At 26.1% G+C, this 26,591-nt stretch carries 24 protein-coding genes, 1 tRNA gene, 1 rRNA gene and 2 riboswitches; of the genes, 18 read left to right on the forward strand and 8 right to left on the reverse strand.

Annotated elements, in window-relative coordinates; translation table 11 throughout:
* Positions 1 to 8: 8 nt before the first annotated feature.
* The 10 genes from rrf (at position 9) to AC4FQ1_RS12680 (ending at position 11,229) form a co-directional block, all read left to right on the forward strand.
* A 5S ribosomal RNA gene (rrf, locus tag AC4FQ1_RS12635) occupies positions 9 to 125 on the forward strand.
* Between the two features lie 534 nt (positions 126 to 659).
* Positions 660 to 1,373: a YdcF family protein gene (locus AC4FQ1_RS12640; protein ID WP_491169817.1), complete on the forward strand. Its 714-nt coding sequence runs from the start codon at positions 660 to 662 to the stop codon at positions 1,371 to 1,373.
* 115 nt (positions 1,374 to 1,488) lie between these two features.
* Positions 1,489 to 1,764 carry a DUF1653 domain-containing protein gene (locus AC4FQ1_RS12645; RefSeq protein ID WP_491169818.1) on the forward strand — a complete coding sequence of 92 codons (276 nt, stop codon included), beginning with the start codon at positions 1,489 to 1,491 and terminating at the stop codon, positions 1,762 to 1,764.
* A gap of 127 nt (positions 1,765 to 1,891) precedes the next feature.
* Positions 1,892 to 2,599, forward strand: a complete 708-nt coding sequence (locus AC4FQ1_RS12650; protein ID WP_491169819.1) for a Crp/Fnr family transcriptional regulator — start codon at positions 1,892 to 1,894, stop codon at positions 2,597 to 2,599.
* Positions 2,600 to 3,063: 464 nt separating this feature from the next.
* Positions 3,064 to 4,716 (forward strand): hydroxylamine reductase, encoded by a 1,653-nt coding sequence (gene hcp, locus AC4FQ1_RS12655; RefSeq protein ID WP_491169820.1) that lies wholly within the window; start codon positions 3,064 to 3,066, stop codon positions 4,714 to 4,716.
* A gap of 63 nt (positions 4,717 to 4,779) precedes the next feature.
* A riboswitch (Fluoride riboswitch) is annotated at positions 4,780 to 4,842 on the forward strand.
* 77 nt (positions 4,843 to 4,919) lie between these two features.
* Positions 4,920 to 5,306, forward strand: a complete 387-nt coding sequence (crcB, locus tag AC4FQ1_RS12660) for a fluoride efflux transporter CrcB (protein ID WP_491149328.1) — start codon at positions 4,920 to 4,922, stop codon at positions 5,304 to 5,306.
* A 26-nt stretch (positions 5,307 to 5,332) separates the two neighbouring features.
* Positions 5,333 to 5,665, forward strand: coding sequence for a DUF190 domain-containing protein (locus tag AC4FQ1_RS12665; RefSeq protein WP_491169821.1), 333 nt, complete (start codon positions 5,333 to 5,335; stop codon positions 5,663 to 5,665).
* A 205-nt stretch (positions 5,666 to 5,870) separates the two neighbouring features.
* Complete coding sequence (locus AC4FQ1_RS12670; RefSeq protein ID WP_287565454.1) at positions 5,871 to 8,660, forward strand: sigma-54-dependent transcriptional regulator; 2,790 nt, start codon at positions 5,871 to 5,873, stop codon at positions 8,658 to 8,660.
* A 370-nt stretch (positions 8,661 to 9,030) separates the two neighbouring features.
* The gene (locus tag AC4FQ1_RS12675; RefSeq protein WP_287565452.1) at positions 9,031 to 9,522 is read left to right on the forward strand and encodes a mannose/fructose/sorbose PTS transporter subunit IIB; all 492 of its coding nucleotides are present in this window, start codon (positions 9,031 to 9,033) and stop codon (positions 9,520 to 9,522) included.
* 177 nt (positions 9,523 to 9,699) lie between these two features.
* Positions 9,700 to 9,801, forward strand: a riboswitch (purine riboswitch).
* 24 nt (positions 9,802 to 9,825) lie between these two features.
* A complete protein-coding gene (locus AC4FQ1_RS12680) occupies positions 9,826 to 11,229 on the forward strand; it encodes an NAD(P)/FAD-dependent oxidoreductase (RefSeq protein WP_491169822.1) in 1,404 nt (467 codons plus the stop codon).
* 47 nt (positions 11,230 to 11,276) lie between these two features.
* Here AC4FQ1_RS12680 and msrA read toward each other — a convergent pair whose 3' ends face one another.
* Entirely contained in the window at positions 11,277 to 11,750 is a 474-nt protein-coding gene (gene msrA / locus AC4FQ1_RS12685; protein WP_491169823.1) for a peptide-methionine (S)-S-oxide reductase MsrA, read from the reverse strand.
* Between the two features lie 148 nt (positions 11,751 to 11,898).
* Between msrA and AC4FQ1_RS12690 the strand changes: the two genes are divergently transcribed.
* On the forward strand, positions 11,899 to 13,410 hold the full coding sequence (locus AC4FQ1_RS12690) for a YfcC family protein (RefSeq protein ID WP_491169824.1): 1,512 nt from the start codon (positions 11,899 to 11,901) through the stop codon (positions 13,408 to 13,410).
* Positions 13,411 to 13,483: 73 nt separating this feature from the next.
* Here the strand turns inward: AC4FQ1_RS12690 and AC4FQ1_RS12695 are convergent, their stop codons facing one another.
* From AC4FQ1_RS12695 to AC4FQ1_RS12710, 4 genes are all read right to left on the reverse strand, one after another.
* Positions 13,484 to 14,332: a DMT family transporter gene (locus AC4FQ1_RS12695; protein ID WP_491169836.1), complete on the reverse strand. Its 849-nt coding sequence runs from the start codon at positions 14,330 to 14,332 to the stop codon at positions 13,484 to 13,486.
* 14 nt (positions 14,333 to 14,346) lie between these two features.
* Positions 14,347 to 15,072 (reverse strand): tRNA 2-thiocytidine biosynthesis TtcA family protein, encoded by a 726-nt coding sequence (locus tag AC4FQ1_RS12700; RefSeq protein ID WP_303130277.1) that lies wholly within the window; start codon positions 15,070 to 15,072, stop codon positions 14,347 to 14,349.
* 515 nt (positions 15,073 to 15,587) lie between these two features.
* Positions 15,588 to 16,427, reverse strand: coding sequence for a hypothetical protein (locus AC4FQ1_RS12705; protein WP_491169825.1), 840 nt, complete (start codon positions 16,425 to 16,427; stop codon positions 15,588 to 15,590).
* 144 nt (positions 16,428 to 16,571) lie between these two features.
* On the reverse strand, positions 16,572 to 17,300 hold the full coding sequence (locus AC4FQ1_RS12710) for a lysophospholipid acyltransferase family protein (RefSeq protein ID WP_491169826.1): 729 nt from the start codon (positions 17,298 to 17,300) through the stop codon (positions 16,572 to 16,574).
* Between the two features lie 185 nt (positions 17,301 to 17,485).
* On the opposite strand from AC4FQ1_RS12710, the gene AC4FQ1_RS12715 reads away from it, so the two are divergent.
* The 3 genes from AC4FQ1_RS12715 (at position 17,486) to AC4FQ1_RS12725 (ending at position 20,655) form a co-directional block, all read left to right on the forward strand.
* Complete coding sequence (locus AC4FQ1_RS12715) at positions 17,486 to 17,986, forward strand: alpha/beta hydrolase (RefSeq protein WP_491169827.1); 501 nt, start codon at positions 17,486 to 17,488, stop codon at positions 17,984 to 17,986.
* Between the two features lie 131 nt (positions 17,987 to 18,117).
* Positions 18,118 to 20,487, forward strand: a complete 2,370-nt coding sequence (locus AC4FQ1_RS12720) for a cation-translocating P-type ATPase (RefSeq protein ID WP_491169828.1) — start codon at positions 18,118 to 18,120, stop codon at positions 20,485 to 20,487.
* A 93-nt stretch (positions 20,488 to 20,580) separates the two neighbouring features.
* Positions 20,581 to 20,655 (forward strand) — tRNA-Arg (locus AC4FQ1_RS12725).
* A 94-nt stretch (positions 20,656 to 20,749) separates the two neighbouring features.
* Here the strand turns inward: AC4FQ1_RS12725 and AC4FQ1_RS12730 are convergent.
* The 3 genes from AC4FQ1_RS12730 to AC4FQ1_RS12740 form a co-directional block, all read right to left on the reverse strand.
* On the reverse strand, positions 20,750 to 21,856 hold the full coding sequence (locus AC4FQ1_RS12730; RefSeq protein ID WP_491169829.1) for a site-specific integrase: 1,107 nt from the start codon (positions 21,854 to 21,856) through the stop codon (positions 20,750 to 20,752).
* Between the two features lie 71 nt (positions 21,857 to 21,927).
* Entirely contained in the window at positions 21,928 to 22,764 is an 837-nt protein-coding gene (dinD, locus tag AC4FQ1_RS12735; RefSeq protein WP_491169830.1) for a DNA damage-inducible protein D, read from the reverse strand.
* Positions 22,765 to 23,136: 372 nt separating this feature from the next.
* Entirely contained in the window at positions 23,137 to 23,655 is a 519-nt protein-coding gene (locus AC4FQ1_RS12740) for a helix-turn-helix domain-containing protein (RefSeq protein ID WP_491169831.1), read from the reverse strand.
* 139 nt (positions 23,656 to 23,794) lie between these two features.
* Between AC4FQ1_RS12740 and AC4FQ1_RS12745 the strand changes: the two genes are divergently transcribed.
* The 4 genes from AC4FQ1_RS12745 (at position 23,795) to AC4FQ1_RS12760 (ending at position 26,375) form a co-directional block, all read left to right on the forward strand.
* Entirely contained in the window at positions 23,795 to 23,998 is a 204-nt protein-coding gene (locus AC4FQ1_RS12745; protein WP_491169832.1) for a helix-turn-helix transcriptional regulator, read from the forward strand.
* Positions 23,999 to 24,169: 171 nt separating this feature from the next.
* Positions 24,170 to 24,463 carry a helix-turn-helix domain-containing protein gene (locus AC4FQ1_RS12750; protein WP_491169833.1) on the forward strand — a complete coding sequence of 98 codons (294 nt, stop codon included), beginning with the start codon at positions 24,170 to 24,172 and terminating at the stop codon, positions 24,461 to 24,463.
* A gap of 135 nt (positions 24,464 to 24,598) precedes the next feature.
* Positions 24,599 to 25,699, forward strand: coding sequence for a hypothetical protein (locus AC4FQ1_RS12755; RefSeq protein ID WP_491169834.1), 1,101 nt, complete (start codon positions 24,599 to 24,601; stop codon positions 25,697 to 25,699).
* On the forward strand, positions 25,677 to 26,375 hold the full coding sequence (locus AC4FQ1_RS12760) for an ATP-binding protein (RefSeq protein ID WP_491169835.1): 699 nt from the start codon (positions 25,677 to 25,679) through the stop codon (positions 26,373 to 26,375). Before AC4FQ1_RS12755 ends, AC4FQ1_RS12760 begins: the two co-directional genes overlap by 23 nt.
* Positions 26,376 to 26,591 lie beyond the last annotated feature (216 nt).

A 26,591-nucleotide genomic window follows, 5' to 3' on the forward strand; every position in this document is an offset into this window, starting at 1 on the left:
TCTGAATATCTGGTGATGATGGCATAGAGGAAACACTCCTTCCCATTCCGAACAGGAAAGTTAAGCTCTATAGCGCCAATGGTACTGCATGGGTGACCGTGTGGGAGAGTAGGACGTTGCCAGGTGAGAACAAGAAAGAGATAGTTTTAACTATCTCTTTTTTCGTATATAAAATTATTTTTATATATTTTATTTTTATAAATAATAGCTTTATGCTATTAAGTAATATCTTACAGTTCTTTCTTCTGATTACTTTAGTATATATAAATTAAGTATATATATTATTGGACTTCTTAATTTATCTCTAGAATATGCAATTATTAAAGAGTGATTTTACATATATAATTTTATTAATTCATTTATAATCTCATTTATTTTCGAAATTAAACTTTTTATTATTATAAAAATTGATATGGATAAAATTTTTAAATTAATTTATATTTTTCTTCATTTATTATAGGAATATTATACTGTGATATGTTAATAGTTATAAATTTTGTTTTTCTTCTTAAATCTATAATGATTTAATTTTTAATATCTTTATACTTTATAAACATTAAAGAACCTAACATTTTAGCAAATGTATTATTTTATATGATATTATTAAATTATGGGGGGAGGTTTTAAATATTTTAATACTTATTTTAGGAATAACATGTTTGGCGTATTATGGATTTATAAATATAATGTTTGGTTATACTACATTTAGTGAATTTTATTTAATATTAGGATTAATATTAGGTATTTATTATATTTTTTCATATAAAATAAAAGAATATTTGATTATGAAGAAATTATTTAAGGGTATAAAAATAATTTTATTTATAGGAATATCTATAATTATTTTAGTTGAAGGAGCAATAATAATGTATCCTAAGAAAAATATTGATGGTAGTGATTATATAATTGTTCTTGGAGCTGGATTAAGGGGAGATAGCATAACAACAACTTTAAGGGATAGATTAGATGCAACAATAGATTATGTTAATAAATCTAATTTTGATGGAAAAATAATAGTTTCTGGTGGACAGGGACCAGGAGAATCTATAACCGAGGCAGAGGCTATGAAAAATTATTTAATTGATAAGAAAATTAAAAATGACATAATAATGGAAGACAAAGCTACAAATACTTTTGAAAATTTTAAGTTTTCTAAAGCAAAAATTGAAAATATAACAGGAAATAGTATTGATAATTATAAAGTAAAGATAGTAACTACAGATTTTCATGTTTTAAGGAGTTTTATATTAGCAAAAAGAAATAATTATGATAATGTTACTTTTTATAGTAGTAATACTAAATGGTATCTGATTCCTACATTATATGCTAGAGAGTTTTTTGCATTTTTTAAATCTTTAGTTTTTGATAGGTAAAAATATGTAGTTTTTTATTATGATTATTTTTATATAGAAATAAAGATTTAGTTTATAAATTAGTAGCATAATTATAAAAGTATTGATATTAAGGTTAAGATTGGAGTTGTAGTTTATGAATAGAGATATAAGTAATTTAAAAGGAAAATTAGTTAAACATTTTAAAGGAAAGTTATATTTAGTTATTGATGTTGCTAAGCATTCGGAAACAATGGAAGAATTAGTTGTATATAAGGCTTTATATGGTGATTTTGGAATGTTTGTCAGACCTAAAGAGATGTTTTTAAGTGAGGTTGATAAAGAAAAGTATCCACAGTGCAAACAAAGGTATAGATTTGAAGAAGTAAACAATAATGATATGAAGGAAATAGCAAATATATTGACTAAATAATGAATAAATACTTTTTGAAAATTACTCACCAATTAAATAAATTAAATTGGTGAGTATATAAAATAAAAATTAATTATACAAAATCAAATAAATATTATACTTTATTAATTTAAGAAAGAAGGACGCTATGAAAAATCTATGTAAATATAATAAAGAAATAAGTTTTATTTGTGCTAAAAATATATCTATATTTTCTGATTTATCAGATTATGAAATAAAAAAAATAATTAAATTATTAAATAAGAAAGAATATATAAAAGGTGATGTTCTTTGTATAGAGGGTAAAGTTTGTGAAAGTTTATTTTTTATTATAAGTGGACAAATAAAAATTTCAAAAATGACAACAGATGGTAAAGAACAAATAATATATGTGCTAAATCAAGGAGATTTTTTTGGTGAAACAAATCTTTTTAATAATATAATAAGTGATTTTACAGCAACAGTTATTAAAAACTCTAAAATATTTATTTTGTCAAAAGAAAATTTAGAAAATATTATAAGGAAAGATGTAAGTATAGCTATTAAAATTTTAAGATCTTTAACAAAAAAGTTATCAGAAACAGAAAATTTGGTTAAATTACTTGCAACAAAAGACATTGATTCAAGAATAGCAAATATGCTTGTTCAGTTAATAAGTAAATATGGAGAAAAAATTGATAATAAGATTATTATTGAGTTACCTTTAGGAAGAGAAGATATGGCAAATTATTGTGGTGTTACTAGGGAAACTATAAGTAGAAAATTATCAAAGTTTGAATATAAGAATATAATTGAAATTGAGGGGAATAAAAAAATAATAATAAAAGATATTAATAGATTGAAAGATATTCAGTAAACTATCAAAATAATTAAAATTTTATAGGCAATATAATAATATAAATTTAAAAAATAAATTTTATATTATTATATTGCTTTTTATTTTTATGAGAATATTTTTATAAGAAATTATATAAAGCATTGTTTAAAAGTAAATATTTTAATTTTTATATAAATGATTTGAGTAATTTTGGAATATTAACATGGAGATTCTTAAAAAGTATAAGAAGATTTGAAATGAAAAGAAAAGAAGAATTATTTAAAGTTAATAATAATGATATTCATTAAAAATATTTTTTTCTTGTAACTAATGTTACAGAATAAAAAAAATCTGAGTAGTATACTCAATATTGTCAGAGAGATAGAAAAAATTAATTGTATAATTTGTATATTCTAAAAAGAAAAAATAAATATCATCTATAAAATAATTTTTTAAAATCAATATTAAATATAAAACAATTAAGATAAATAGGAGGAAATAATATGTCAATGTTTTGTTTTCAATGCCAAGAAACAGCAGGCTGTAAGGGATGTACAATAAGAGGGGTTTGTGGAAAAACTGAAGATGTAGCAAAGATTCAAGATCTTTTAGTTTATGTAACAAAAGGACTAGCTACAGTAGCTCATGAAGGAAGAAAAGTTGGAATTGTAAGTAATGAAATAAATAAATACATAGTTGAAAACTTATTTATAACAATAACTAATGCTAACTTTGATTTTAAAGCTATTGAAAAAAGAGTTAAAGAAACCTTATCTTTAAGAGATGAATTAAAAGAAAAAGTACAAGCGGCAGGCGGAAATCCAGTAGGAGATGATTTCTATGGTTGTGCAACTTGGAAAGAAGAAACTGAAGAAGAAATGATGGAAAAAGCATCAAAAGTTGGAGTATTATCAACTGAAAATGAAGATATAAGGAGCTTAAGAGAACTTATAATTTATGGTTTAAAAGGTATGTCAGCATATATGAAACATGCTATGAACTTAGGTTATGATAAAGAAGAAATTCACGAATTTATGGCAAGAGCTTTAGTTCAAACTTTAAATGATAGTTTAACAGTTGATGAATTAACAGCTTTAGCTTTAGAAACAGGTAAATTTGGTGTTGATGGGATGGCACTTTTAGATGCAGCGAATACAGGAACTTATGGACATCCTGAAGTAACTAAAGTTGATATTGGAGTTAGAAAAAATCCTGGTATATTAATTTCAGGACATGATTTAAAAGATTTAGAAATGTTACTTGAGCAAACACAAGGAACAGGAGTAGATGTATATACTCACGGTGAAATGCTTGCTGGGCAATACTATCCAGAATTTAAAAAGTATGAAAATTTTGCAGGAAACTATGGAAATGCTTGGTGGTTACAAAACAAAGAGTTTGCATCATTTAATGGACCAATTCTTATGACTACTAACTGTATTACACCAGTTCAAGATTCATATAGAGATAGAATATTTACAACAGGTGCAGTTGGATATGAAGGTTGCAAACATATAGAAGCTGATGAGAATGGATATAAAGATTTCTCAACAATTATAGAATTAGCTAAAAAATGTGAAGCTCCAACAGAAATAGAAAAGGGAGAAATAGTTGGGGGATTTGCTCATAATCAAGTTTTAGCATTAGCTGACCAAGTAGTTGATGCAGTTAAATCAGGTGCTATAAAGAGATTCTTTGTAATGGCAGGATGTGATGGTAGAGCAAAATCAAGAAATTACTATACAGAATTTGCACAAAAGTTACCAAAAGATGCTGTAATATTAACTGCTGGTTGTGCAAAATATAAATATAATAAGTTACCACTTGGAGATATAAATGGAATTCCAAGAGTATTAGATGCTGGACAATGTAATGATTCATATTCATTAGTTGTAATAGCACTTAAACTTGCAGAAGTATTTGGATTAGATGATGTGAATGAATTACCAATAAGCTACAATATAGCATGGTATGAGCAAAAAGCTGTAATAGTATTATTATCATTATTACATTTAGGAGTTAAAAACATCCATTTAGGACCAACATTACCTGCATTCCTTTCACCAAATGTAGCTAAAGTTTTAGTTGAAAACTTTGGAATAGGTGGAATAACAAATGTAGAAGATGATATGAAGATGTTTTACGGAGAAGAGTAGTATTAACAGAAACTTAAATTGAAATAATAGTTGATAGACAATATAATATAATTATATTTAGATGTAATTATAGGTTATGGAGTTAACCTTTAACCGCTTTAATTAGCTAATGACTCCTACAGATTAGGGATTCTTATATATATCTGTAGGGGCATTAGCTTTTTTGTTGGTTATAATAAATATAGTAGAATGAGGTGAATAAAATGCAAAAGATTCAACTTATATTTATAGTTGGTTGTGGAGGATTTATAGGCGCAGCTCTTAGATATTTAATATCAATAAATGCTGCAAAAATATTTGGTCCAAATTTCCCGTATGGTACTTTAATAGCAAATATTTTAGGTGCAATTATAATAGGACTTGTGATGCGACTTAGCTTAGATACAGCCATAATATCCCCTAATATTAAATTATTTTTAACAACAGGTATGATGGGTGGTCTTACAACTTTCTCAACATTTTCATATGAAACAGTTAGTATGTTAAATTCAGGAGAATATATGTTAGGCGTATTAAATTTAGGGTTAAATATTGTATTTAGTTTTATTGGAGTTGTTATAGGAATGTCTATTGCTAAGTTATTAGTATAAGTTTGGATTAAAAGGAGTGTGCTAGGATGAAAGAAATAAGTACTGGTAAATTAATAAAAATTTTCATTCAAGGAGATGATAAATATAAAGGAGAGCCACTTTATACAGCAATTATTGATAAGCTTAAAGAGAGTGGAGTATCAGGTGCAACAATAATAAGAGGAATTGAAGGTTTTGGTGAAGATAAAAAAATTCATTCAGACTTTTTAGAAGTTCTTTCAAGAAAACTACCAATAGTTATAGAGATTGTTGCAAGAGAGGATAAGGTAGAAAAAATATTAGAAATAGCTTCTTCTATGATAAAGAATGGAAAGATAGCAATAATAGATAATGTTGAAGTTATCAATTTTAAAAAATAGACTATTTAAAACTATATTAAAGCTTAAAATTTATTTATATAAATTAAGTTTTAATATAGTTTTTTATATATTTTTTATATAATATAAAGACAAGTTGTTAACAAATCGTTAAAATATTAGTATAGTAGTCAATTAAATTGAAATAGAAGTATTGTAAGGTTTACAATCACAGTATATGAATTTATAAGAAAGGTGGACTATAAATTTGAAGAGAATAGAAAAGGTTTATAATTACTTAAATAAGGTTTGTTCAAGTTATTCAAGAGAGAACTTAGATAAATGTATGGGGGTAAGTGCTCAGGAAATTGGTAATGAACTTGGAATACTTAGAAATAATGTAAGTAAAGAACTTAATGATCTTTGTAGAGATAAGAGAGCAATTAAAATTAAATGTAGACCTGTAAGATATTTTGACAGAAAAATATTTGAAGAATTATTTAATGTAATACTTTCGAATGAAGTGACAGAAATAGAAGACATAGAATCATTAATAAAACCAATAGAAGAAACAAAAGAAAAGTCTCCTTTTGATTATTTAATAGGAAGTGATACTAGTTTAAAAACACAAGTAGAACAAGCTAAAGCTGCAATTATGTATCCACCAAATGGATTACATACTTTAATAGTAGGGCCAACGGGAGTAGGAAAAAGTTTATTTGCAAACATAATGTATAGTTATGCAAAATATATTGGAAAGTTAGATGAAAATTCTCCTTTTATAGTATTTAACTGTGCAGATTATTATAATAATCCACAACTTCTTTTATCATATATATTTGGACATGTTAAAGGTGCATTTACTGGAGCAGATTCTGATAAAGAGGGTATTGTTGAAAAAGCTAATGGAGGTATATTATTTTTAGATGAAATACATAGATTACCACCAGAAGGTCAGGAAATGATATTTTATTTTATGGATACAGGAACATTTAATAAATTAGGTGAAACAGAAAGAAAAAGAAAAGCAAATGTATTAATTATTGGTGCTACGACTGAAGATCCAAACTCAGCGTTACTTAGCACTTTTGTTAGAAGAATACCTATAACAATTAGAATTCCTAGTTTTGAAGAAAGATCAGTTGCAGATAAAATAGATATTATAAAACATCTTTTCCATAATGAAGCTGTAAGGGTGAATAAACCAATAAAAATATCAGTAGAAGCTATTAAGGCTCTTATAGGAAGTACTACTTTTGGTAACATAGGACAATTAAAATCAAATATACAATTACTATGTGCTAAGGGATTTTTAAACAGTATTAATGGGGAAAACTATATTGATATAAATTTAAAAATGATGCCAAATAATATTCAAAGTGGACTTCTTGGAATAAGTTCAGGAATGAAAGAAAAAGAAGAGATAATAAATTTAGTTTCATCTGAATTAGTTATAAATCCAGATAAAAATGCAATATTATTAGAAGGCGAAAGTAATTATGATCCGCCATTTAATCTTTATAAGATAATAGAAGATAAAGCCTCAATTTTAAGAGAAGAAGGTATGGATGAAGAGGCTATAAATAAATTTATAACTACAGATATAACAGTACATATAAAATGTTTTTATGATAGAATCAAAAATGATAAATATTCAAGAGAAGGTTTATTAAAAATTGTTGATGAAAAAATAATAAATTTCTCTCAAGAAATTAAAGCCTTAGCTGAAGAAAGGCTTGGAAGAAATTACAATGATAGATTTTTATATGCAATAAGCTTACATATGAGTGCTTTTTTCAATAGATTAAATCAACATATAGAACCAGATTATGAAGAAATGCAAGATATAATAAAAGAATATCCTAAAGAATATAAAGTTGCAGAAGAAATATGTAAAAAAGCTGAAAAATATTTTAATACACAAATTCCAAAAGGTGAGGCTATATACATAACAATATTATTAACATCAATAGAAGATAATGATACAAATAAAAAGGTTGGAGTAGTTGTTGCAACACATGGAAGTAGTACTGCAAGTAGTATGGTTAATGTAGCTGTTAAATTATTTGATAGTGATAATATAGTGGCAGTTGATATGCCTCTTGAGATAAGCCCTAAGGAAACCTTAGAATTTGTTACTCAGAAGGTAAAACAAATAGATAGAGGAAGAGGAGTAATGCTTCTTGTTGATATGGGTTCATTAAATAGTTTTGGTAATATAATATATGAGGAAACTGGTATAAAAATAAGAACACTTGATATGGTATCAACACCTACTGTATTAGAAGCTGCTAGAAAATCATCATTAAATGATGTTGATTTAGAAGGATTATATCAATACTTAAAAGAATTTAAGGGATACAGCATTAATAAAAAAGAAAATGATAGTACAAGTAGAAATAAGGGCGTAATAATAACAGTATGCTCTAGTGGAAAAGGAGCTGCAATTAAACTTAAAGAATTAGTTGTTGATATAGTAAAGAATATATCAGATGAAAATGTTGAGGTTATACCAATAGGAATTAAAAACTGTAAAGAAAAGATAAAAGAAATAAGAAAAAATAATAAGGTTTTATCAATAGTAGGAAGTATAGATCCAAAGCTTAATATACCGTTTATATCTCTTGAAAGTCTTATATCAGGTAAGGGTGAAAAAATTATAGAAAGAATATTCAAGGGTGAAAGCTTATTATTAGATGATGAAATACAAGAAGATATTGTATTAAGTAATCTTTGTTATGATAGCTTAAAAGAAACAATGACATATTTAAACCCTGATAAAATAAATAATTTATTGCTAGAATTTACAAATATATTAGAAGAAATAACACATAGAGATTTTACAAATTCTATGAAGGTTAGAATAGTACTTCATACAGCCTGTGCTTTAGAAAGAGTATTAACTAATGATCAACTTAAATATTCATATGATAAAGAAAATCTTGATGAAAGTATAGTTAATGGAATAAAACAAGCAACATATATGTTTAAGGAAACTTTAAATTTACAGTTAAGTGATGATGAAATATATTATTTAGCAGAAATACTTTTACTATAGTATTAAAATTTATACGAATTATTAAAAAGTATATTAATATACAATTAAAAGAGTATCAAAAATAAAATAAATTGTATTAATAAAAATTTTTAAAACTTATCTCCTATAAAGTAATTAATAATTTATAGTTAAAATTAATTATTTAATACACAACCTTGGCATGAAAATTGCCTTTTAAATATAAGATATGTAAATTATAACTAAAGAAAAGAGGGATAGGTATGATTCGTGTTATTTTAGGAAAGGATGAAAATTTTTCAAAATACGATTTTTTAAAAGTTTAAAAAGATTACTTAACATAAAAACTGTGAATATGAAATTTAAGGTTGATTATATAAATAATACAAAAGTGGCTGGAGGATGATTTATAATGAAAATAGTTTTAGCAAGAATAGATGATAGATTAATACACGGTCAAGTAGCTACGGTTTGGAGTAAGGAAACTGGATGTCAAAGTATAATAGTTTGTAATGATGAAGTTGCAAACAATGAAATTAGAAAGACATTATTAACACAAGTTGCACCTCCTGGAGTAAGATCATATGTTTTGGGCATAGATAAAGCAATAAAAGTTTATAATAATTCTAAACACATTAAGGATAAAGTTTTATTACTTTTTACAAATCCAACAGATGTAGTAAAAATGATAGAACAAGGTGTTGATATTAAGAGTGTAAATATCGGTGGAATGTCGTTTAAAAAAGGAAAGAAACAAATAAAAAATGCAGTTTCAGTAGATAATGTTGATGTTGAGGCATTTAAAAATTTAAATGACAGAGGAATTGAATTAGAAATAAGAAAAGTTCCTTCAGATTCGAAACAATATATTATGCCATTAATTGAAAAATTACAATTTAAATAGAAATATAGAGTTGCTTTAAAAGCAACTCTTTTTTATTTATATAAATTAATTAATGCGAAAAGAAATAATATTTTAAATATACGAATAATATTTTTATATAAAAAAATAAAATTCGTAAAAATACTTGATTTTAATATTGATATAGATTACAATTCAGATGTAAGGATTAAATATATTAAAAATCCGAATATTAAGTCCTATATAAATCTCTAATATGGTGAGATGTTTCTACCAAGCTACCGTAAAGAGCTATTGGCTATAGGAAAACAATATATTTCTTTAATTATGGAGGGAAGTAGTTTTATGAAGTATGATGTGGTTATAGTTGGAGCAGGTCCTGCAGGGATATTTACTGCTTTAGAACTAAATAAAAGGGAACATAATAAAAAAATATTATTGATAGAAGCAGGTAGAAGTATAGATAAAAGAAGTTGTCCTAAAGAAAAAACTAATAAGTGTGTTTCATGTAAGCCTTATTGTCATATAACAACAGGTTTTTCTGGAGCAGGAGCATTTTCAGATGGAAAACTATCACTAAATTATGAGGTTGGAGGAGATTTACCTGAGCTTATAGGGGGCAATTTAGTTCAGAAATATATAGATTATACTGATAAAATATATTTAGAATTTGGGGCAGATAATAAAGTAGAAGGTGTAAATAATCCAGAGGGAATTAAAAAAATAAGAAAAAAGGCAATAGAGGGAAATTTAAAGCTTGTTGATTGTCCTATAAGACATTTAGGAACGGAAAAAGCACAAAAGATATATTTAAGATTACAAGAATATTTAATTAAAAATGAAATTGAAATTAGATTTGATACACAAGTTAAAAATCTAATTATAGAGTCAGGAAAAATTAAAGGGGTTAATGTAACTGATTCTTTAAGTAAGAAAAAAGATGAAAATATATTTGCAGATAGGGTTGTTGTTGCAACAGGAAGAAAGGGTGCTGATTGGCTTAAAGATATGTGTATAGAGCATAAAATAAACCATAAGGCTGGCACAGTAGATATTGGGGTTCGTGTTGAACTTAGAAATGAAGTAATGGAAGAGGTAAATGAGGTTCTTTATGAATCAAAGCTTATAGGATATCCAGCACCATTTAAGGACAAGGTTAGAACATTCTGTCAAAATCCAGGAGGTTTTGTATCACAAGAAAATTACGATAATAATTTAGCTATAGTTAATGGACATTCCTATAAAGATAAAAAATCAAATAATACAAATCTTGCAATACTTAGTTCACATAATTTTGAAGAACCATTTAATCAACCAATTGAATATGGGAAAAAGGTTGCTGAACTTGTAAATATGCTAGGTAATGGAAGTATATTAGTTCAAAGATATGGAGATATATTAGCAGGAAAGAGAACTTGGCCAAATGAATTATATAGATCAAATGTAAAGTATACACTACCAGATGCGGTTGCAGGTGACTTAACATCAGCTATACCATATAGAACAATGACTAATATAATTAATTTTATAGAGTCATTAAATGTTGTAGTTCCAGGCTTTGCAAGTGAGGAAACATTACTTTATGGACCGGAGATAAAATTTTATAGTAATAAGGTAATAATTGATGAAAACTTTGAGACAAATATTAAGGGGCTTCATTGTCTAGGAGATTCTAGTGGTTGGACTAGAGGTCTTATGATGGCTTCAGCTATGGGTGTAATGATGGGTGAAAAATTATCTAGACTATAAAATGTTTATATTAAAAAGGCATATACAATAAATTGTATATGCCTTTTTTAATCTAATTTTATATGGCAATATCCATTTGGGTTTTTCTTTAAATAATTTTGATGATAATCTTCAGCTTTATAATAATTTCTTAATGGTTTAACTTCAGTAACTATGGTTTTAGAATATTTAGTTTGTTCTTCTTTTTTTATTGATTGAATTATTGGAATATCTTTTTCATCTAAATAATATATACCAGTCCTATATTGACTACCAACATCATTTCCTTGTCTATTTAATGAAGTTGGATTTATTATAGTAAAAAATTTTTTAAGAAGATTTTGTAGTGATAAAGTATTTTCATCATATATAACCTTACAAACTTCAGCAAAGTAAGTATTTTTATAACATACATCTTCATATGTTGGATTTAATGTATTTCCATTTGCATAACCAACCTCTGTTTTTATTACACCATTTATTCTAGATAAAAACTCCTCAACACCCCAAAAACAACCACCAGCTAATACAATTTCTTTCATAAAAATACCTCCTAAATCTTTAATAATTATTCAAATATTTGTGCATAAACATTCTGAATGTTATTTGTTTGTTCATTAGTTATAAACAAATTTTTGATATAATTGTTAAAAAATATATTATTTATTATTATACAAAGGAGGAGATGTTATGACAAAGAAAAAGAAAAAGTTAAGCTTCCCTACAGCCTTTACAGTTTTATTTATAGTTTTAATAATTTCAGCTATCTTAACTTATATAGTTCCAGCTGGATCTTATGCAAAACTAACATATAATAAGGATGATAATAATTTCAGCGTTACTATGCCAAATGGAGATGCACATTCAGAACCGGCAACTCAAGAAACATTAAGTAAACTAGGAATAAAAATAAGTATAGATAAATTTAAAGATGAAAGTATTAATAAGCCTATTGCTATTCCAGGCACATATGAAAGGGTTCAACAAAAACCACAGGGAATTAAAGAAATAATTGAGGCACCAATACAAGGTACTTATGATACTGTTGATATTATACTATTTGTGCTAGTTATAGGAGGAATTATTGGTATATTAAATGCTACAGGTGCTTTTAATGCAGGTATAGCAAGTCTTTCAAAGGCCACTAAAGGAAAAGAATACTTACTTATAATATTATTTACTATATTAATATCAGCTGGTGGTACTACCTTTGGAATGGCAGAAGAGACTATAGCTCTTTACCCAATATTAATACCAGTATTTTTAGCAGCAGGTTACGATGCACTTGTTTGTATTGCTAGTATATATATGGGGTCATCAATTGGTACAATGTTCTCAACAGTAAATCCTTTTTCATCTGTAATAGCTTCAAATGCAGCAGGTATTAATTTTACAGAGGGATTAAATTTTAGATTTACAGGACTTATAATAGCAACAATAATAACTATAGTTTATATTGTTAGATATGCAAATAATGTAAAAAAAGATCCCACTAAGTCAATTATATATGATCAAAAAGCAGAAATAGAAGCTAAATATTTAAAAGAAGATGATGAAAATGTCCCTGAATTTACTTTTAGATTAAAATTAATGCTTATAATATTTGCATTATCTTTTGTGGTTATGATATATGGAGTTTCAGCTAAACATTGGGGATTTATAGAAATGACAGCTTTATTTTTAGTTGTTTCTATAATACTTGGATTTATATCAACATTAAGTGAAAAAGAATTTGTAGATAATTTTATATCTGGAGCAGGAGATCTTGTTGGAGTTGCACTTATAATTGGAGTTGCTAGATCTATAAATTTGGTTCTTGAAAATGGTCAAATTTCAGATACTTTACTTAACTTCTTCTCAAATGGAGTTAAGGGTATGAATGGATCTATATTTATAATATTAATGCTTATAATATTTATTATATTAGGATTCTTTATCCCATCATCATCAGGACTTGCAGTTCTTGCTATACCTATTATGGCACCACTTGCAGATACTGTAGGACTTCCAAGAGATGCAATAGTAAGTTCATATCAATTTGGTCAAGGACTTATAGCATTTATTACACCAACTGGACTTATACTTGCAACATTAGCTATGGTAGATGTTACGTATAATAAATGGCTTAAGTTTATAATGCCATTGATGATTATTATAGCTGTATTTGCATCAGCATTATTGTTAGTACAAATTCACTTTTAGAGAAATATAATTATATAAAATCTATATTATTTATAAAAAACTCTCATACAAATAGCGTTGTATGAGAGTTTTTTTATGAGTTTTTTTTAGCTAATATATTAAAAAATGATGCAATTATTATTATTAAGTAACCTATTATTGATAAAATATCTGGTATTTCACTAAATAATATAAATCCATAAGCAGCAGCTATTATAAGGCCTGCATAATCAAACATAGATATTTCAGATGCAGGAGCATTTCTATAAGCTAAGGTTAGAAAAACTTGTCCTAATATAAAACAAATTCCTGCAAGTATCATATATAAAATATTATTTTTAGTAAAACCTGAATTATTAATAAACATAAATGGAAAACATACTATTGTTGCAATACCTGTAAATGAAAGAATAACAGTAAAGAAATCTTCTTTATTTCCAATAACTCTAATCATAGTGTAAGCAAGTCCAGCAGTTGCTGCAGCAATTATACCCATTAATGAAGGGATTATTGAAGAACTAAAATGTGGTTTTATTACAAATAAGCTACCACTAAAAGCTAAAATAAGTAAAAATAATTGTTTAGCAGTAATTTTTTCTTTAAGATAAAGAAAAGAAAAAATTATAGCAAAAAATGGACTTAATTTATTTAACATAGTAGCATCAGATAATAATAAATAATCTAGTGAAAAATAAAATGCGCATATTGATATAGTACCCATAATTCCTCTTAAAAAAAGATATTTTCTATTTTCTTTATTTCCTAAAAATGATGCTTTTCTTTTGCTAATAATTATACACACAACTATAGTTGCAACAGCATTAGTTATGAATGTTTTTTGGTAAGGGGTTATGCCAGAAGCTAGTTTACCAAACATATTCATAGTAGTAAAAAAGAAGGAAGCTAACAACATAAATATAATAGCTTTTCCTTTATTATTAATTGATTTATACAATATTACATCCTCCTAATTTCATTTTTATCCCATATAAACAATTGTTCAGAGTTATTTAATGCGCTAAATAAACTTTTTTTAAGTCCAGGGATATCTTTGTTCATATTTCTTATAAGATTTTTTAAATCTTCTCTTTTAGTTTTACCATCAGCTGGACAAGGATTAGTTATAACAGGATAATTATATTCACGAACAGCCTTTTTTATCATAGATTCTTCTATATAAACCATAGGTCTTATAAGAGTTACATCATATTTCTCCATAGTGCTTTTTGGGGAAAAACAATTAATTCTTCCTTCGTAAAATATAGAAAGCATAAAAGTTTCGAGTGCATCATCTTTATGATGTCCAAGAGCTATTTTATTGCAGCCTAGGCGTCTAGCATTATCATTTAAAGCGCCACGTCTTAAATTAGCACATAAAGAGCAAGGGTTTTTCTCTTTTCTTATATCAAATACAATTTCAGCTATATTAGTTTTTATCTCATGAAATTCAATACCTAAAGATTTGCAAAGCTCATGAAGCGGAGCGTTATCAACATTTCCAGGATTTAATGTTATAGCTATTAAATCAAACTTTTCAGGAGAAAATCTTTGATAGTTTTTCAATATATGCAATAAAGTTAAACTATCTTTCCCTCCAGAAAGACCAACAGCAATTTTATCTCCATTTTGAATAAGTTCAAAATCATTAATAGCTTGTCTAGTTTTACTTAAAAGCTTTTGCATAGTCATAAAATATACCACCTTTTATTAAAATATTAAAACAACTTCTATATTGTACAGCAATTAATAAGAAAAGTTAAGTAAATAACATAGATGAAGAAATAAATAAAACACAGGGAGAAAGATTTTAAAATAGAGGGACATATATTTATTAAACAGATGGATAAAAATAATATTAAATTTGTAAAAATACAATGAAAAACTAATAAAAATGAAGAAATTAATAAAGTGAAAAAAATATTTAAATATAATAAATTTACATTTAAAAAACTTGTTATTTTTGAATGTTGATATTGACTTTCTTTAATCTTTGTGAAAATTAAATACATATATTCAAATTAAATCTATATTTTATATTATATAACAAATTTTATTTAAATTGGATAATATATAATGTGTTTATAAAGATTTATATTTAATTTGATAAGTGATACTTTAATTATTAAATATAAGAAATATGAGAAAAGTAAATATAGATATTAATAAAAAAATAGTATCGACATTGTCGATACTATTTTCTAGCGTTTACTACATTTAAAGAAAACTCCGTCTTGTAAATATATTAGATATCCATTTTGAATATAAAGTTCATCAAAGTCACTATTTGGATCAGTTGAACTTGTAATATCTAATGCTGTAATAGGACCTTCATTAAGCCCAGTTCCTTTAAGAGAGTCCATTTTATAACCTCTGCAAAAGTCCTTTTCGGATAATTTTGTTATTAAATATTTTGGTTTATCAATTTTAACATTAAATGCATTATTAACATATTTATTTTTAGAAATAACTAATGTTTTATTTAACGGACTTGTATTGTTTGTTGAATATAAAGTGTGACCAATTACCTTATCTATTGACCATGTTCCGTAATAAGGGGACATAGTATCTTGAGTAGATTCATTATTCTTAGTTTTTTCTTTTACTCTATTTTCAACAACTTTATTGTCGCTTGGAGTATTTTTATGATCTTGTTTAACAGATTCTTTTTTAGAAGTTAATTTATCATTAGTTTCTTTATTAGAAGTATTATTATTTAATTTATTATTTTTTGACTCATTATTTTCTGTATTTTTTTCGTTAGTTTTAGTAGAAGTATCATTTGAGTTATTTAAATCTGTTTTAGATTTATCATTAATTGAATCTTCATTTATAGATTCATGTTTATTTGATTCTTCTTTATTTGTAGTTTTATCATCAGGCTTACTTTCATCTACAACAGTTTGATTATCGCTTTTAGGAGATTCTTCTTCTACTTGAGTAGTTGAATTATTCTGATTTAGTTGATTTGAACCTTTATTACAACCTGATACTACAAATACATTACCTAAAATAAGTAAACCTATAAGAATTTTTTTCATAAAAAATTACACCTCCATCTTAATTTTTTTATGAACATACGAATAAGTTATAGTATATATGATAAATATGAAAAATTTAACAAAAAAATTGTGAACAATATAATAAAATATTAATAAAAAAGATGGATTAATAAGTCCATCTTTTTATTGTTGTTCTTTTGGTAGGTCAGATACTACGATATTTCTAACTGTAGTATGTAATTCACTTATTTCTTCTTTTGATAATTTAGTTGTATCAATAGGTTTATGAATATATATTTCTACTGGGCAAGCTTTTATTTTTCCTCCATTTGCTTCTAAAAGTTTATATGAACCATTAATTGTAAATGGAATTATTTTAACTTTTGATTTTAGTGCTAATTTAAAGCTTCCAGCCTTAAATTCAGCAACAGGTTTTCCTTTACTTCTAGTACCTTCAGGAAAGATTACCATTGAATATCCAGATTTTAAAGTTTGGATACCTTGAACTATTGCTTCTGCAGATTTTCTTATATTACTTCTGTCCATAAATACACATCTTATATATTTCATCCACATACTTATGCCTGGCCATTTTTCTAGTTCTTTTTTTGCAATAAATCCTTTAGGAACTTTAATACTACTCATTATAAGTGGAATATCAAAATTGCTTTGATGATTTCCAACAAATAAAACAGCTTCATCTTTAGGAATATTCTCTTCTCCAAAGACTTTAACCTTAGCTCCACTAAGCCACATAACATATTTTGCCCAAAAAGAAGTTATTTTAAATATAGCTTCAGTTCTTTCTTTATCTTTACCTTTATGCTCTAAATATTTTATTTTAATTAAAGCTAAAGGTGCAATAATTAAGCTAAGTATTATTCCAGGATAGAAAAGTATTGTTCTTAGCATAATATCCATCCTCTCTTGAATTTTTCATTTATAAGAAATAAATCCCATAAGAGAAGTATATTATAATTCTTAAAACTTTTAAAGGACTAAAGATTTTTTTATGTATATATTTAAAAATATAAATAATAAAATAGAGAGTTTATAAATTTATTGGTAATAATATAAATAAGATAGGAGAGATATATATGAAAAAATTAAAGAGCTTTCTTATAATAAATATTATTATTTTTTTATTTTTAGGAATTTTCATATGTTCAAAAATAAGTTATTCACAATCAGATAGATTATATTTAGAAAATTTTGTGGATAAAAGATTTATATCTGTTAGTAACTTTAATAATGGAGTGGTTTTAACTCCTAAAAATAGAAATGGGCTTATAGGATACATAATATATCCTAAAAATAATAAAGATATAAATTCTTACATACCTAGAATGAGTAAACTTTCAGAACGTGGATTTAATGTTTATATAATAAAAAATCCAATTTATATGAGTTTTGATAAAAATAAAGTAATAAGTAAAGTAATGAATTTAGATAATAGTATTCAAAAATGGATAGTAACAGGTGAATTAGATGGTGAGGTTTATGCAAAGAAGTTTTATAATAAATGTAAAGATAATGGAATTTTAAATATTAGTTTTTATAAGTATGATAAGTTAAATGAAATTTTAAAAGAATTATAGTAATAATAAAAAACTTTATATTAGTATTTAAGGATAAGTTTATTATATATTCTTAAAAATTTAAGATTAAATTAAGATTAGTAAATTAAACTAATTGTATATAAAATACAACTTAATAAAGGAGTTATATAATGGAATGTAAGAGAGTTGAAGATAAAGTGGAGTATGAAGATATACAAGGATTAACAGATGAAGAAGTACAAAAAAGAGTTTTAAATGGTGATGTAAATAAACTGCCAAAAGCTCCATCAAAAACATTTTTGCAAATTTTAAGATCGAACTTTTTTACTATGTTTAATGCTTTAAATCTAGTTCTTGCAGTAGCTGTAATAATTGCAGGTTCACCTAAAAATGCTATATTTGCAGGAGTAATAATTGTAAATAGTTTAATTGGTGTTATACAAGAGGTTAAAGCAAAAAATATAATTGAAAAATTATCGGTTATAAGTGAAGCAAATTGTATGGCAATTAGAAATGGAAAAATTAAAAAAATAGGTATAGAAGATATAGTAAAGGATGATATTATACACATAAAAACTGGGGATCAAATACTTGCAGATGGTATAGTATATAAAGGTAACGAACTAGAAGTTGATGAATCAATGCTTACTGGTGAATCAGATCCAATACATAAAAGATGTAATAGTAAACTTTTATCAGGAAGCTTTGTAGTTGCAGGTGATGGTTATATGAAGGTAACTAAAGTTGGATCAAATACATATTCATCAAAGCTTGCAGATGAAGCTAGAAAGTTTAAAATAACAAATTCAGAACTTCAAAATTCATTAAATAAAATACTTAAGGTACTTTTAATATTAATAATACCTATTGGTATATTACTTGCAACAACTCAACTTATATTTATAAAGTCAAGTTGGCAAGATGCTGTTATAGGTACTGTATCAGGTATTATAGGAATGGTTCCAGAAGGTTTAGTACTTTTAACAAGTGCAACGTTTATAGTTGCTATAATAAAGCTTTCTCAGTATGACACACTAGTTCAAGAGCTTTCAGCAACAGAAGTTCTTGCAAGAGTTGATGTATTATGTGTAGATAAAACAGGAACAATTACAGAAGGAGCTTTAAAGCTTATAGATATAAAAAATGTATCAAATTATGATAATAAATATATAGATGATATTTTAGCTTCTATTTCACATAACCTTCCTAGTAAAAATCCAACTCAACAAGCTATATTGGATAAATATAAAGAAGATTCAAATGTTGAAATAGTAGAAAAAGTACCTTTCTCATCAAAGAGAAAATGGGGTGGGATAGTTACAAAAGATAGAGGAACTTGGGTATTTGGAGCTCCTGAAATTGTAATGGGAGATAAATATTCAAATGTTAAAAAGCAAGTTGAAGATGAAGCTAAAAAAGGTAGAAGAGTCTTAATTTTAGCGGAGTCAAATATTAAAACATTGAAGAATGAAAAATTATCAGATATAAATGAGGTAGCTATAGTTCTTATTGAAGATATAATAAGAGAAGATGCTCCAGAAACTTTAAGATTTTTTAAGGAAGAAGGAGTAAAAGTAAAGGTTATATCAGGAGATAACCCAGTTACAGTTTCTGCAGTAGCTAAAAGAGCTGGTGTAGAAGGTGCAGAGAATTATATAGATGCAAGAGATTTACCGGATAATATGGAAGATCTTAAAAATGAAGTTGAAAAATATAGTGTGTTTGGAAGAGTTACACCTCATCAAAAGAAAGCTTTAGTAATTGCTCTTCAAGAAAATGAGCATACTGTAGCTATGACGGGTGATGGTGTTAATGATGTATTAGCACTTAAAGAAGCGGATTGTGGAATTGCAATGGCAAATGGTTCAGATGCAGCAAAAGCTGTATCGCAATTAGTTCTTATGAAGTCAAATTTTAGTGCACTTCCAAAGGTTGTAGCTGAGGGAAGACAACAAATAAATAATTTAGAAAGAGTTGCTCAGTTGTTCTTAACAAAGACAACTTATTCAATAATTTTGGCTGTTGTATTCTCAATATTACTTTTACCATTTCCAATACAACCTATACAACTTTCACTTATTGGAAGTTGTGCAATAGGAATACCAGCATTATTTTTAGCAATGCTTCCAAATAAAGAAAGAGTGAAAAAAGGTTTCTTAGGGAGAATATTAACTGCTAGTATTCCAAATGGTGTGCTTATAGCAATATTTGTATCCTCTACTTTTGTAATATCCTATAAATATGGAGGCGCATCACTTGAGCTTGCAAGAACACTTTCAGTGCTTATGCTTGCAGGAGTAAGTCTTGTAATATTATTTAAAGTAGCATTACCTATAACACCATTTAAGATTCTTCTTGTAACGTTAATGATGGGAATAATACTTCTTGGATTTATTACTCCAATAGGAAGAGAAATATTTACACTTACAAGAATACCACCAATGGAATGGTTAGTGTCAGCAGGGGCAATTGCTTTATCAGTACCTATACTAGCAACTGTTGTGACATTATTAAGAAGAAAGAAGAATGTTGAACAATAATAAAGATAGCATATGCTATCTTTATTTATTTTGTAAAAAAATTACTTTTTTAATTGACATATTTATGTTACTATAATAAAATTTAAATAGTAAGCTCCCATAGTTTAATGGATAGAACAATCCCCTCCTAAGGGATAGATGCAGGTTCGATTCCTGTTGGGAGTGCCACTTATACATAAAGAATGGCTTAACTGTGAGGGTTAAGCCTTTTTATTTTGCTTAAAAGGTGACAAAAAGGGGACTAAAAGTTTTTTTCGAGTATTTAGTCACCTTTTTTATTGAATAAATTATCTAATAATTCAGCTGTATTATCCTTCATTTCTTCCATGATATGAGTATATGTATTTAATGTTGTAGTTACATCTTTATGACCTAACCTATCAGATACTATTTTTATATTTTCACCATTTAATATTAATAAAGTAGCATGAGTATGTCTTAATCCGTGTATAGTTATTTGAGGTAAATTAGGGTATTTAGATACTTTCTTTTTAAAGTCCATTGATAGATTCCTAGGATTACATATTTCATCTTGTCTATTTAGTATTATAAAATCATTAGGATTACCTCTTCTAAGGCTTAATTCATTAAGTAATATGTTTGGTATAGATATGGTTCTGTTGCTGCCATTAGTCTTTAAATTATCCGTACATAAAAGCTCTTTAGTAGATTCATCTCTTATTACTTGTCTATTAATATTTAAATATCCTTTTTCAAAATCTACATCACACCATTTCAATCCACATAATTCAGCTACTCTAACACCAGTTAAAGCACATAATAAGACTGGAAAGTATAAATAAGTTCCTTGCATTTTATCCAGGAAGAAATCTAATTGATCCTTAGACCAATATTCTATTTTAGGTTTTTCCATATATACTTTTTCAATGTCAGTAGGCAAGAATGATATTAATTTTAATTTTTTAGCATACTTTAAACAATTATTAAGAGTTTCTATTACCTTTTTAGCAGAAGAGGGTTTTAATGGTTGCTCTTTAGTTAATAAATGATTATAAAAATTCTGTACTGTTAATGTATCAATTTCAGTAAGCTTATAATTACCTAGTAAAGGTACTATATAAGTGTTAATTCGGCTTATATAATGGTTTCTAGTATTAACACCTATAGATAATACTTTATGGTTATTAAACCAGTCTAAAATGAAATCTTTAAGTAATATATTCTTTGATTTAGGAAGTAAAAATCCATTATTAACTTTTGTATTATAATCATTAACAAACTTTTCTGCTTCTTTTTTAGTTTTAAATCCTTGTTTTTTAACTCTTATTCTTTTTTTAGTAACTGGATCATTGCCTAAGGAAATAACAACTTGCCAATTACCTTTTGCTATTTGTTTAAAACTTGCCATAATATCACCTCGTTTATTAAATAAAGGTAATAATAAATTCTATATACTATTACCTTTTATTTTAAATATAATTATTTTTTTGATTTAAGTTTTTTTGCTTCTTCTTTTTCAATTTGTTTTATGCTTTTCTTAGGTGTTGGAAGATCTTCAGGCATAGTACCACCTAAATCTCTTATAGTTTGTCTAACCTTTTTACCAACTTCATAGTGTGCTTGATTTGCTTTTTCTTTTCCTTTAATCTTATCTCGTCTTAATTTTTCTTCTGTTTGAGTTGCACGGAATAAGTTTGCTGCAAGTTCTGTACTTCCCATATGATCAAGTATTTTTTGACTCTTTTTTAAGCCTTTTTTAGTATGAATATCTTTAGCTTTTAGACCTCCATATAAACCCATGTAACCATTGTTTTGAAATATAGCATAATCAAGATTAGTTTCTACACCTGATTCTTTAGCGGTATCAACTAGGATTTTATTATGTTCTTTTAATTCATTTCTTATAGCTATTCTTTTTCTACATTCTGAAAGTTCTTCAAAATTTTCTTCTAGTTCTTGCTTTCTAGTTTGTATAGCAAAGTAGGTTTGTCCTAAAGCAACAACTTTTTTTCTAGCATCTGCATTTTGAACTATAAGATAACAAGCATATCTTGATAATTCTATATCCTCAATTTTTCTTTGAGCTCCAGAACCTAATAGAACCATTTTCCTGACGTCAGCAAAATGGTCTAATTCATTCATATCACTATTGATACAAGCTTCTTTAGCTTTGTTAATAACTTTTTTGAAATTTTCCCATTTAGAATATTTAAGAACATCAGCTAATTCTCTTCCATACCAATACTCTTGTCCGTATTCATTTATATGTTTTATATCTTCAAAAACTTTTTCTGTATAACTTTCAATTTCTCTCATAAAAATCCTCTCCTTATTAAGTTAGTATTTATTTTATATGATATCTAAATAATTATGTAGTGATAAGTTATATATAACACTACTCTTTAATATAAAACTTTTTTGTCATTTACTGTACAAGTAAGTTACTTCGATAATGATTGGATGAAATATAGAGTAACGAAATGTTACTTCATCAGCTCAGCGGAAAATTTCGTCCACCTAAATAATTTTTATAGTAAAAGTAGAAATTAAATTTTTATTAAGATTGGAAAATCAAAATTGAATTATAAAATTTTAACGAGAGTGGCTTTTCCTTCGATAAAATTAAAAAATTAATAATTTTCTGAATCAAACTTTAAACTGAGGTAAATGTTTTTATAGAAGAGGCGTTTACACCTCTTCTTTTTTGTTATTTTGTTTTTTCTTTATTTTAATTAAATGTGCTTTAAATAGAATGTATTCTCTTATTTCTTCTTCGAGAGTATTAAGTTCTTCAAATGAAGGATATATGTTATTTTGATTAAATAATACAGTTATTATATCGATAAGCATATTACGTATTTGAGTATCTGTTAACACATCATCTTCTTCATAATCCTCAAAATCTAAAAATGAATCTTTAGAAATATTATTAGATTGTTTTGAAGTTGAAGAAAATATATCTTTTAAAGCAGGTATATTTTCGAAAAAAGTTGATGGATCAATGATCCTAGAACCTTGTGGTAAATTGATACCAAATTCACTAATCGAAATTTTTAAAAAATCAGCAATTTTTTGTAATGTTGATAAAGAAGGGGTACGTTCTCCATTTTCATATTTAGCAATTGTAGAACGGGATACACCAATATTTTTAGCTAATTCAGCTTGAGTAACTCCTCTTTCTTTTCTAAATTTACGAATATTATACAATATTGCACCTCCTTTTAAAGATATTATAACATTTTAATGTTACACATGTATACAAAAATAAAAAAATAGTTGACATATGTTACCTATGTCACTATAATCGAATTATAAGTTACATATGTAACAATAAGGAGGTGTAAAAATGAATTTAAATTTGAATAAATTAAAGTTAATACAGGCAAGAGCTTGTTTATCAACTAATGATTTAGTTAATATAACTAAATTATCAAGGGCAACAATATCAAGGGTTATTAATGGAAAGGTAACAGCTACACCTAAAACAATAGGATTAATAGCAAGGGCTTTAAATGTAGATGTAACAGAGATTATTTCAGAAGAGGAATAATTTATATAAGTATATTATGCATATCTAAAATTAATTTATTTAGAAGTCAATTTAAGTGACATCAAAAATCACATCTATTAATCAAATAAGATGAACTAAGTTCTATTAGGATTCTAGTCTTAAAGTATTGCAATAAGTTGCGAAAGATATTAAATAATTGGAGGGAGAGAATTGAGTAAAGTATTAAAGATTGAAGAAGTAGCAAATAGAATAGGTGCTACTGTTCCATATGCTAGGGAGCTATGCAGAAGAGGAGAAATTAAAGCCAAGAAAGTAGGAAAAGAGTGGTCTATTGAAAGTAAATCAGTAGATGAATATTTAGGAATTACTACAAGTGAAGAAGAGCTTAAAAGAGAAATTTATATTAAGGAATTAGAAGGTAAAGTTAAGCATTATGAATTTATTTTAGGAGCTATAAAAGGTAATCTAAGTAATATTGAATTAATGATAACTACTAATAAATAGAGAGGTGTTTAAAATGGATTTTAAGATATTTAAGAAGTATATGGATTTATGTATCGAGCTAAATAAAAAACCAAATTGGCAAGATTTAAAAGCTTTCAGAGGTATATTTGCATAAGATAAGTGGAGGTGTGGAGAATGAGTAAGGAGGTGTTGAATAGCAATGTTAATGCTTTATTGATTATGAATAGAATTGTTTATAATGATATACCAGTAGAGCTTAATAGAGTAGAAAAAATGGTTTTAATATCTTTAATTAATCATAATAACTGGAAAACTGGAATATGTAAGCCATCAATAAAAACTATACAGAAAGAATGGTTTTATCATAATGATAGAGAAGTTATTAAGGCTTTAAAAAGTTTAAAAGAAAAGAATATATTTTCTAAGCAAACAATAAAAAGGAGAAACTATTATCAATTAAATATAGAACTATTATTAACAGATTACCTACAAAATGACGGTAACTGCTTAAATGACGGTAACCTACAAAATGACAGTAATAATAACTGCTTAAATGACGGTGATGGTAACCGTCAAAATGAGGGTACTAACAATGAATTAACAATGAAAGAACAATTAAATATATATAGTCCTTTAGATAGTGAAACTTATGTTAATGAAATTAATAAGGAATTAGAATGTGATTTACTTAATAAAATAAAAAGTAAATATTCAAAAGAACTTATAAAAGAGGAATTAGAGAAACTTAAGAATAAAGGTCTCATTAATTTAGACTTATTAAAAGAGTTAGAGAAGAATTTAAAATCTAAGAAAAAAGAAATAAAAGAAGAGTGCAGCAAAGATATAAAAATCATATTTGATTATTGGAACTCTAAAGGGATAATTAAGCATAAGATTTTAAGTCCAGTAATTAAAAAGGCAATAGAAAAGGTATTAAAGAATTATAAGCTAGATGAAGTAGTCCAAGCTATAAATACTTATAGTGAAATATTAAATAGTCAGTTTTACTTTAATTATAAATGGAGCTTAAGCGATTTCTTAAATAGAAAGAATGGCATAAGTACATTCATGGAAGAAGGTTCTAATAAGATTAACTATGAAGAATGGAAGAAAGGAGATAGGAAAAATGGAAATACCAAAGGGAATATCACCAAAGATAGAGGACGTTTTACAGAGGGTTCAGAAGACATTAACTATAAACCAGAAGAATATAAAGGACCAAGCTATACAGAAGAAGATTACAAGCGAATGTATGAAAGTGGAGAACTCATTTAGTTGCCCGTTATGTAAAAATACTGGTTGGATAGAAGATACAAAACGAAATGTATATTTAGAGTGTAAATGTGTTAAAGAAAAAAGAGCAGTAGAGCTTTTAATTAAAACAGGTTTAAGTAATGAGCAATTAAAAACAAGTTTTACAACCTTTGAAGCTTGGAATAAATCTATTAAGAGCATGAAGGAAGTTGCAACAAGTTATTATTTAGCATTTGACAAAATAAAGGATACTGATAATAACTCATTAGCATTATTAGGTGAGAGTGGAAGTGGTAAAACTCATTTAATATCAGCTTTAATTAATAATTTTGTGACAAATAAAAATATAGATATAGCTTATATATCATATATAGATACTTTAATAGAATTAAAGCAAAATGTATTAAATTCAGAAGTATATCAAGGAAAGGTAAACAAATATAAAAAATCTCAAATATTAGTTATAGATGATTTGTTTAAAGGTGGTTATACAGATTCTGATATAAGAATAATGTTAGAAATAATAAATTATAGATATAGCAGTAAATTACCAATGATGATTAGTAGTGAGTTATTTATAAATGATTTAATTAAAATTGATAAGGCTTTAGGTGGAAGAATAGCAGAAAGAACCAAAGGACATATTTATGAAATAAAAGGAACTGAAAATAATTATAGATTAAATAAAAAAGACTAATGTAAAAATACATACATTAGCCTCAGGGTTGTAGTGATACCCTCTAAGATTCGCACCTTAAGGATATCACTATAGCTCCAATGAAATCAAGAGGAAAACATAAGAAAGATTGGAGAATTTTAAAGTGAAAGTTAAAGATCAAGTTAAATTATTTAAAAATATAATAGAAAATGAATATAAACATATTCAAAATACAGAGGTTGAAGATATAGAAAA

It is taken from the genome of Clostridium sp. TJA020, from assembly GCF_058310295.1.

Bases quoted from the DNA above. Each gene is read 5' to 3' on its own strand.
- AC4FQ1_RS12645 (WP_491169818.1), top strand. From the start codon at position 1,489: ATGAATAGAGATATAAGTAATTTAAAAGGAAAATTAGTTAAACATTTT.
- AC4FQ1_RS12650 (WP_491169819.1), top strand. From the start codon at position 1,892: ATGAAAAATCTATGTAAATATAATAAAGAAATAAGTTTTATTTGTGCT.
- hcp (WP_491169820.1), top strand. From the start codon at position 3,064: ATGTCAATGTTTTGTTTTCAATGCCAAGAAACAGCAGGCTGTAAGGGA.
- crcB (WP_491149328.1), top strand. From the start codon at position 4,920: ATGCAAAAGATTCAACTTATATTTATAGTTGGTTGTGGAGGATTTATA.
- AC4FQ1_RS12665 (WP_491169821.1), top strand. From the start codon at position 5,333: ATGAAAGAAATAAGTACTGGTAAATTAATAAAAATTTTCATTCAAGGA.
- AC4FQ1_RS12675 (WP_287565452.1), top strand. From the start codon at position 9,031: ATGAAAATAGTTTTAGCAAGAATAGATGATAGATTAATACACGGTCAA.
- AC4FQ1_RS12680 (WP_491169822.1), top strand. From the start codon at position 9,826: ATGAAGTATGATGTGGTTATAGTTGGAGCAGGTCCTGCAGGGATATTT.
- msrA (WP_491169823.1), bottom strand. From the start codon at position 11,750: ATGAAAGAAATTGTATTAGCTGGTGGTTGTTTTTGGGGTGTTGAGGAG.
- AC4FQ1_RS12690 (WP_491169824.1), top strand. From the start codon at position 11,899: ATGACAAAGAAAAAGAAAAAGTTAAGCTTCCCTACAGCCTTTACAGTT.
- AC4FQ1_RS12700 (WP_303130277.1), bottom strand. From the start codon at position 15,072: ATGCAAAAGCTTTTAAGTAAAACTAGACAAGCTATTAATGATTTTGAA.
- AC4FQ1_RS12705 (WP_491169825.1), bottom strand. From the start codon at position 16,427: ATGAAAAAAATTCTTATAGGTTTACTTATTTTAGGTAATGTATTTGTA.
- AC4FQ1_RS12710 (WP_491169826.1), bottom strand. From the start codon at position 17,300: ATGCTAAGAACAATACTTTTCTATCCTGGAATAATACTTAGCTTAATT.
- AC4FQ1_RS12715 (WP_491169827.1), top strand. From the start codon at position 17,486: ATGAAAAAATTAAAGAGCTTTCTTATAATAAATATTATTATTTTTTTA.
- AC4FQ1_RS12720 (WP_491169828.1), top strand. From the start codon at position 18,118: ATGGAATGTAAGAGAGTTGAAGATAAAGTGGAGTATGAAGATATACAA.
- AC4FQ1_RS12730 (WP_491169829.1), bottom strand. From the start codon at position 21,856: ATGGCAAGTTTTAAACAAATAGCAAAAGGTAATTGGCAAGTTGTTATT.
- dinD (WP_491169830.1), bottom strand. From the start codon at position 22,764: ATGAGAGAAATTGAAAGTTATACAGAAAAAGTTTTTGAAGATATAAAA.
- AC4FQ1_RS12745 (WP_491169832.1), top strand. From the start codon at position 23,795: ATGAATTTAAATTTGAATAAATTAAAGTTAATACAGGCAAGAGCTTGT.
- AC4FQ1_RS12755 (WP_491169834.1), top strand. From the start codon at position 24,599: ATGAGTAAGGAGGTGTTGAATAGCAATGTTAATGCTTTATTGATTATG.
- AC4FQ1_RS12760 (WP_491169835.1), top strand. From the start codon at position 25,677: ATGAAAGTGGAGAACTCATTTAGTTGCCCGTTATGTAAAAATACTGGT.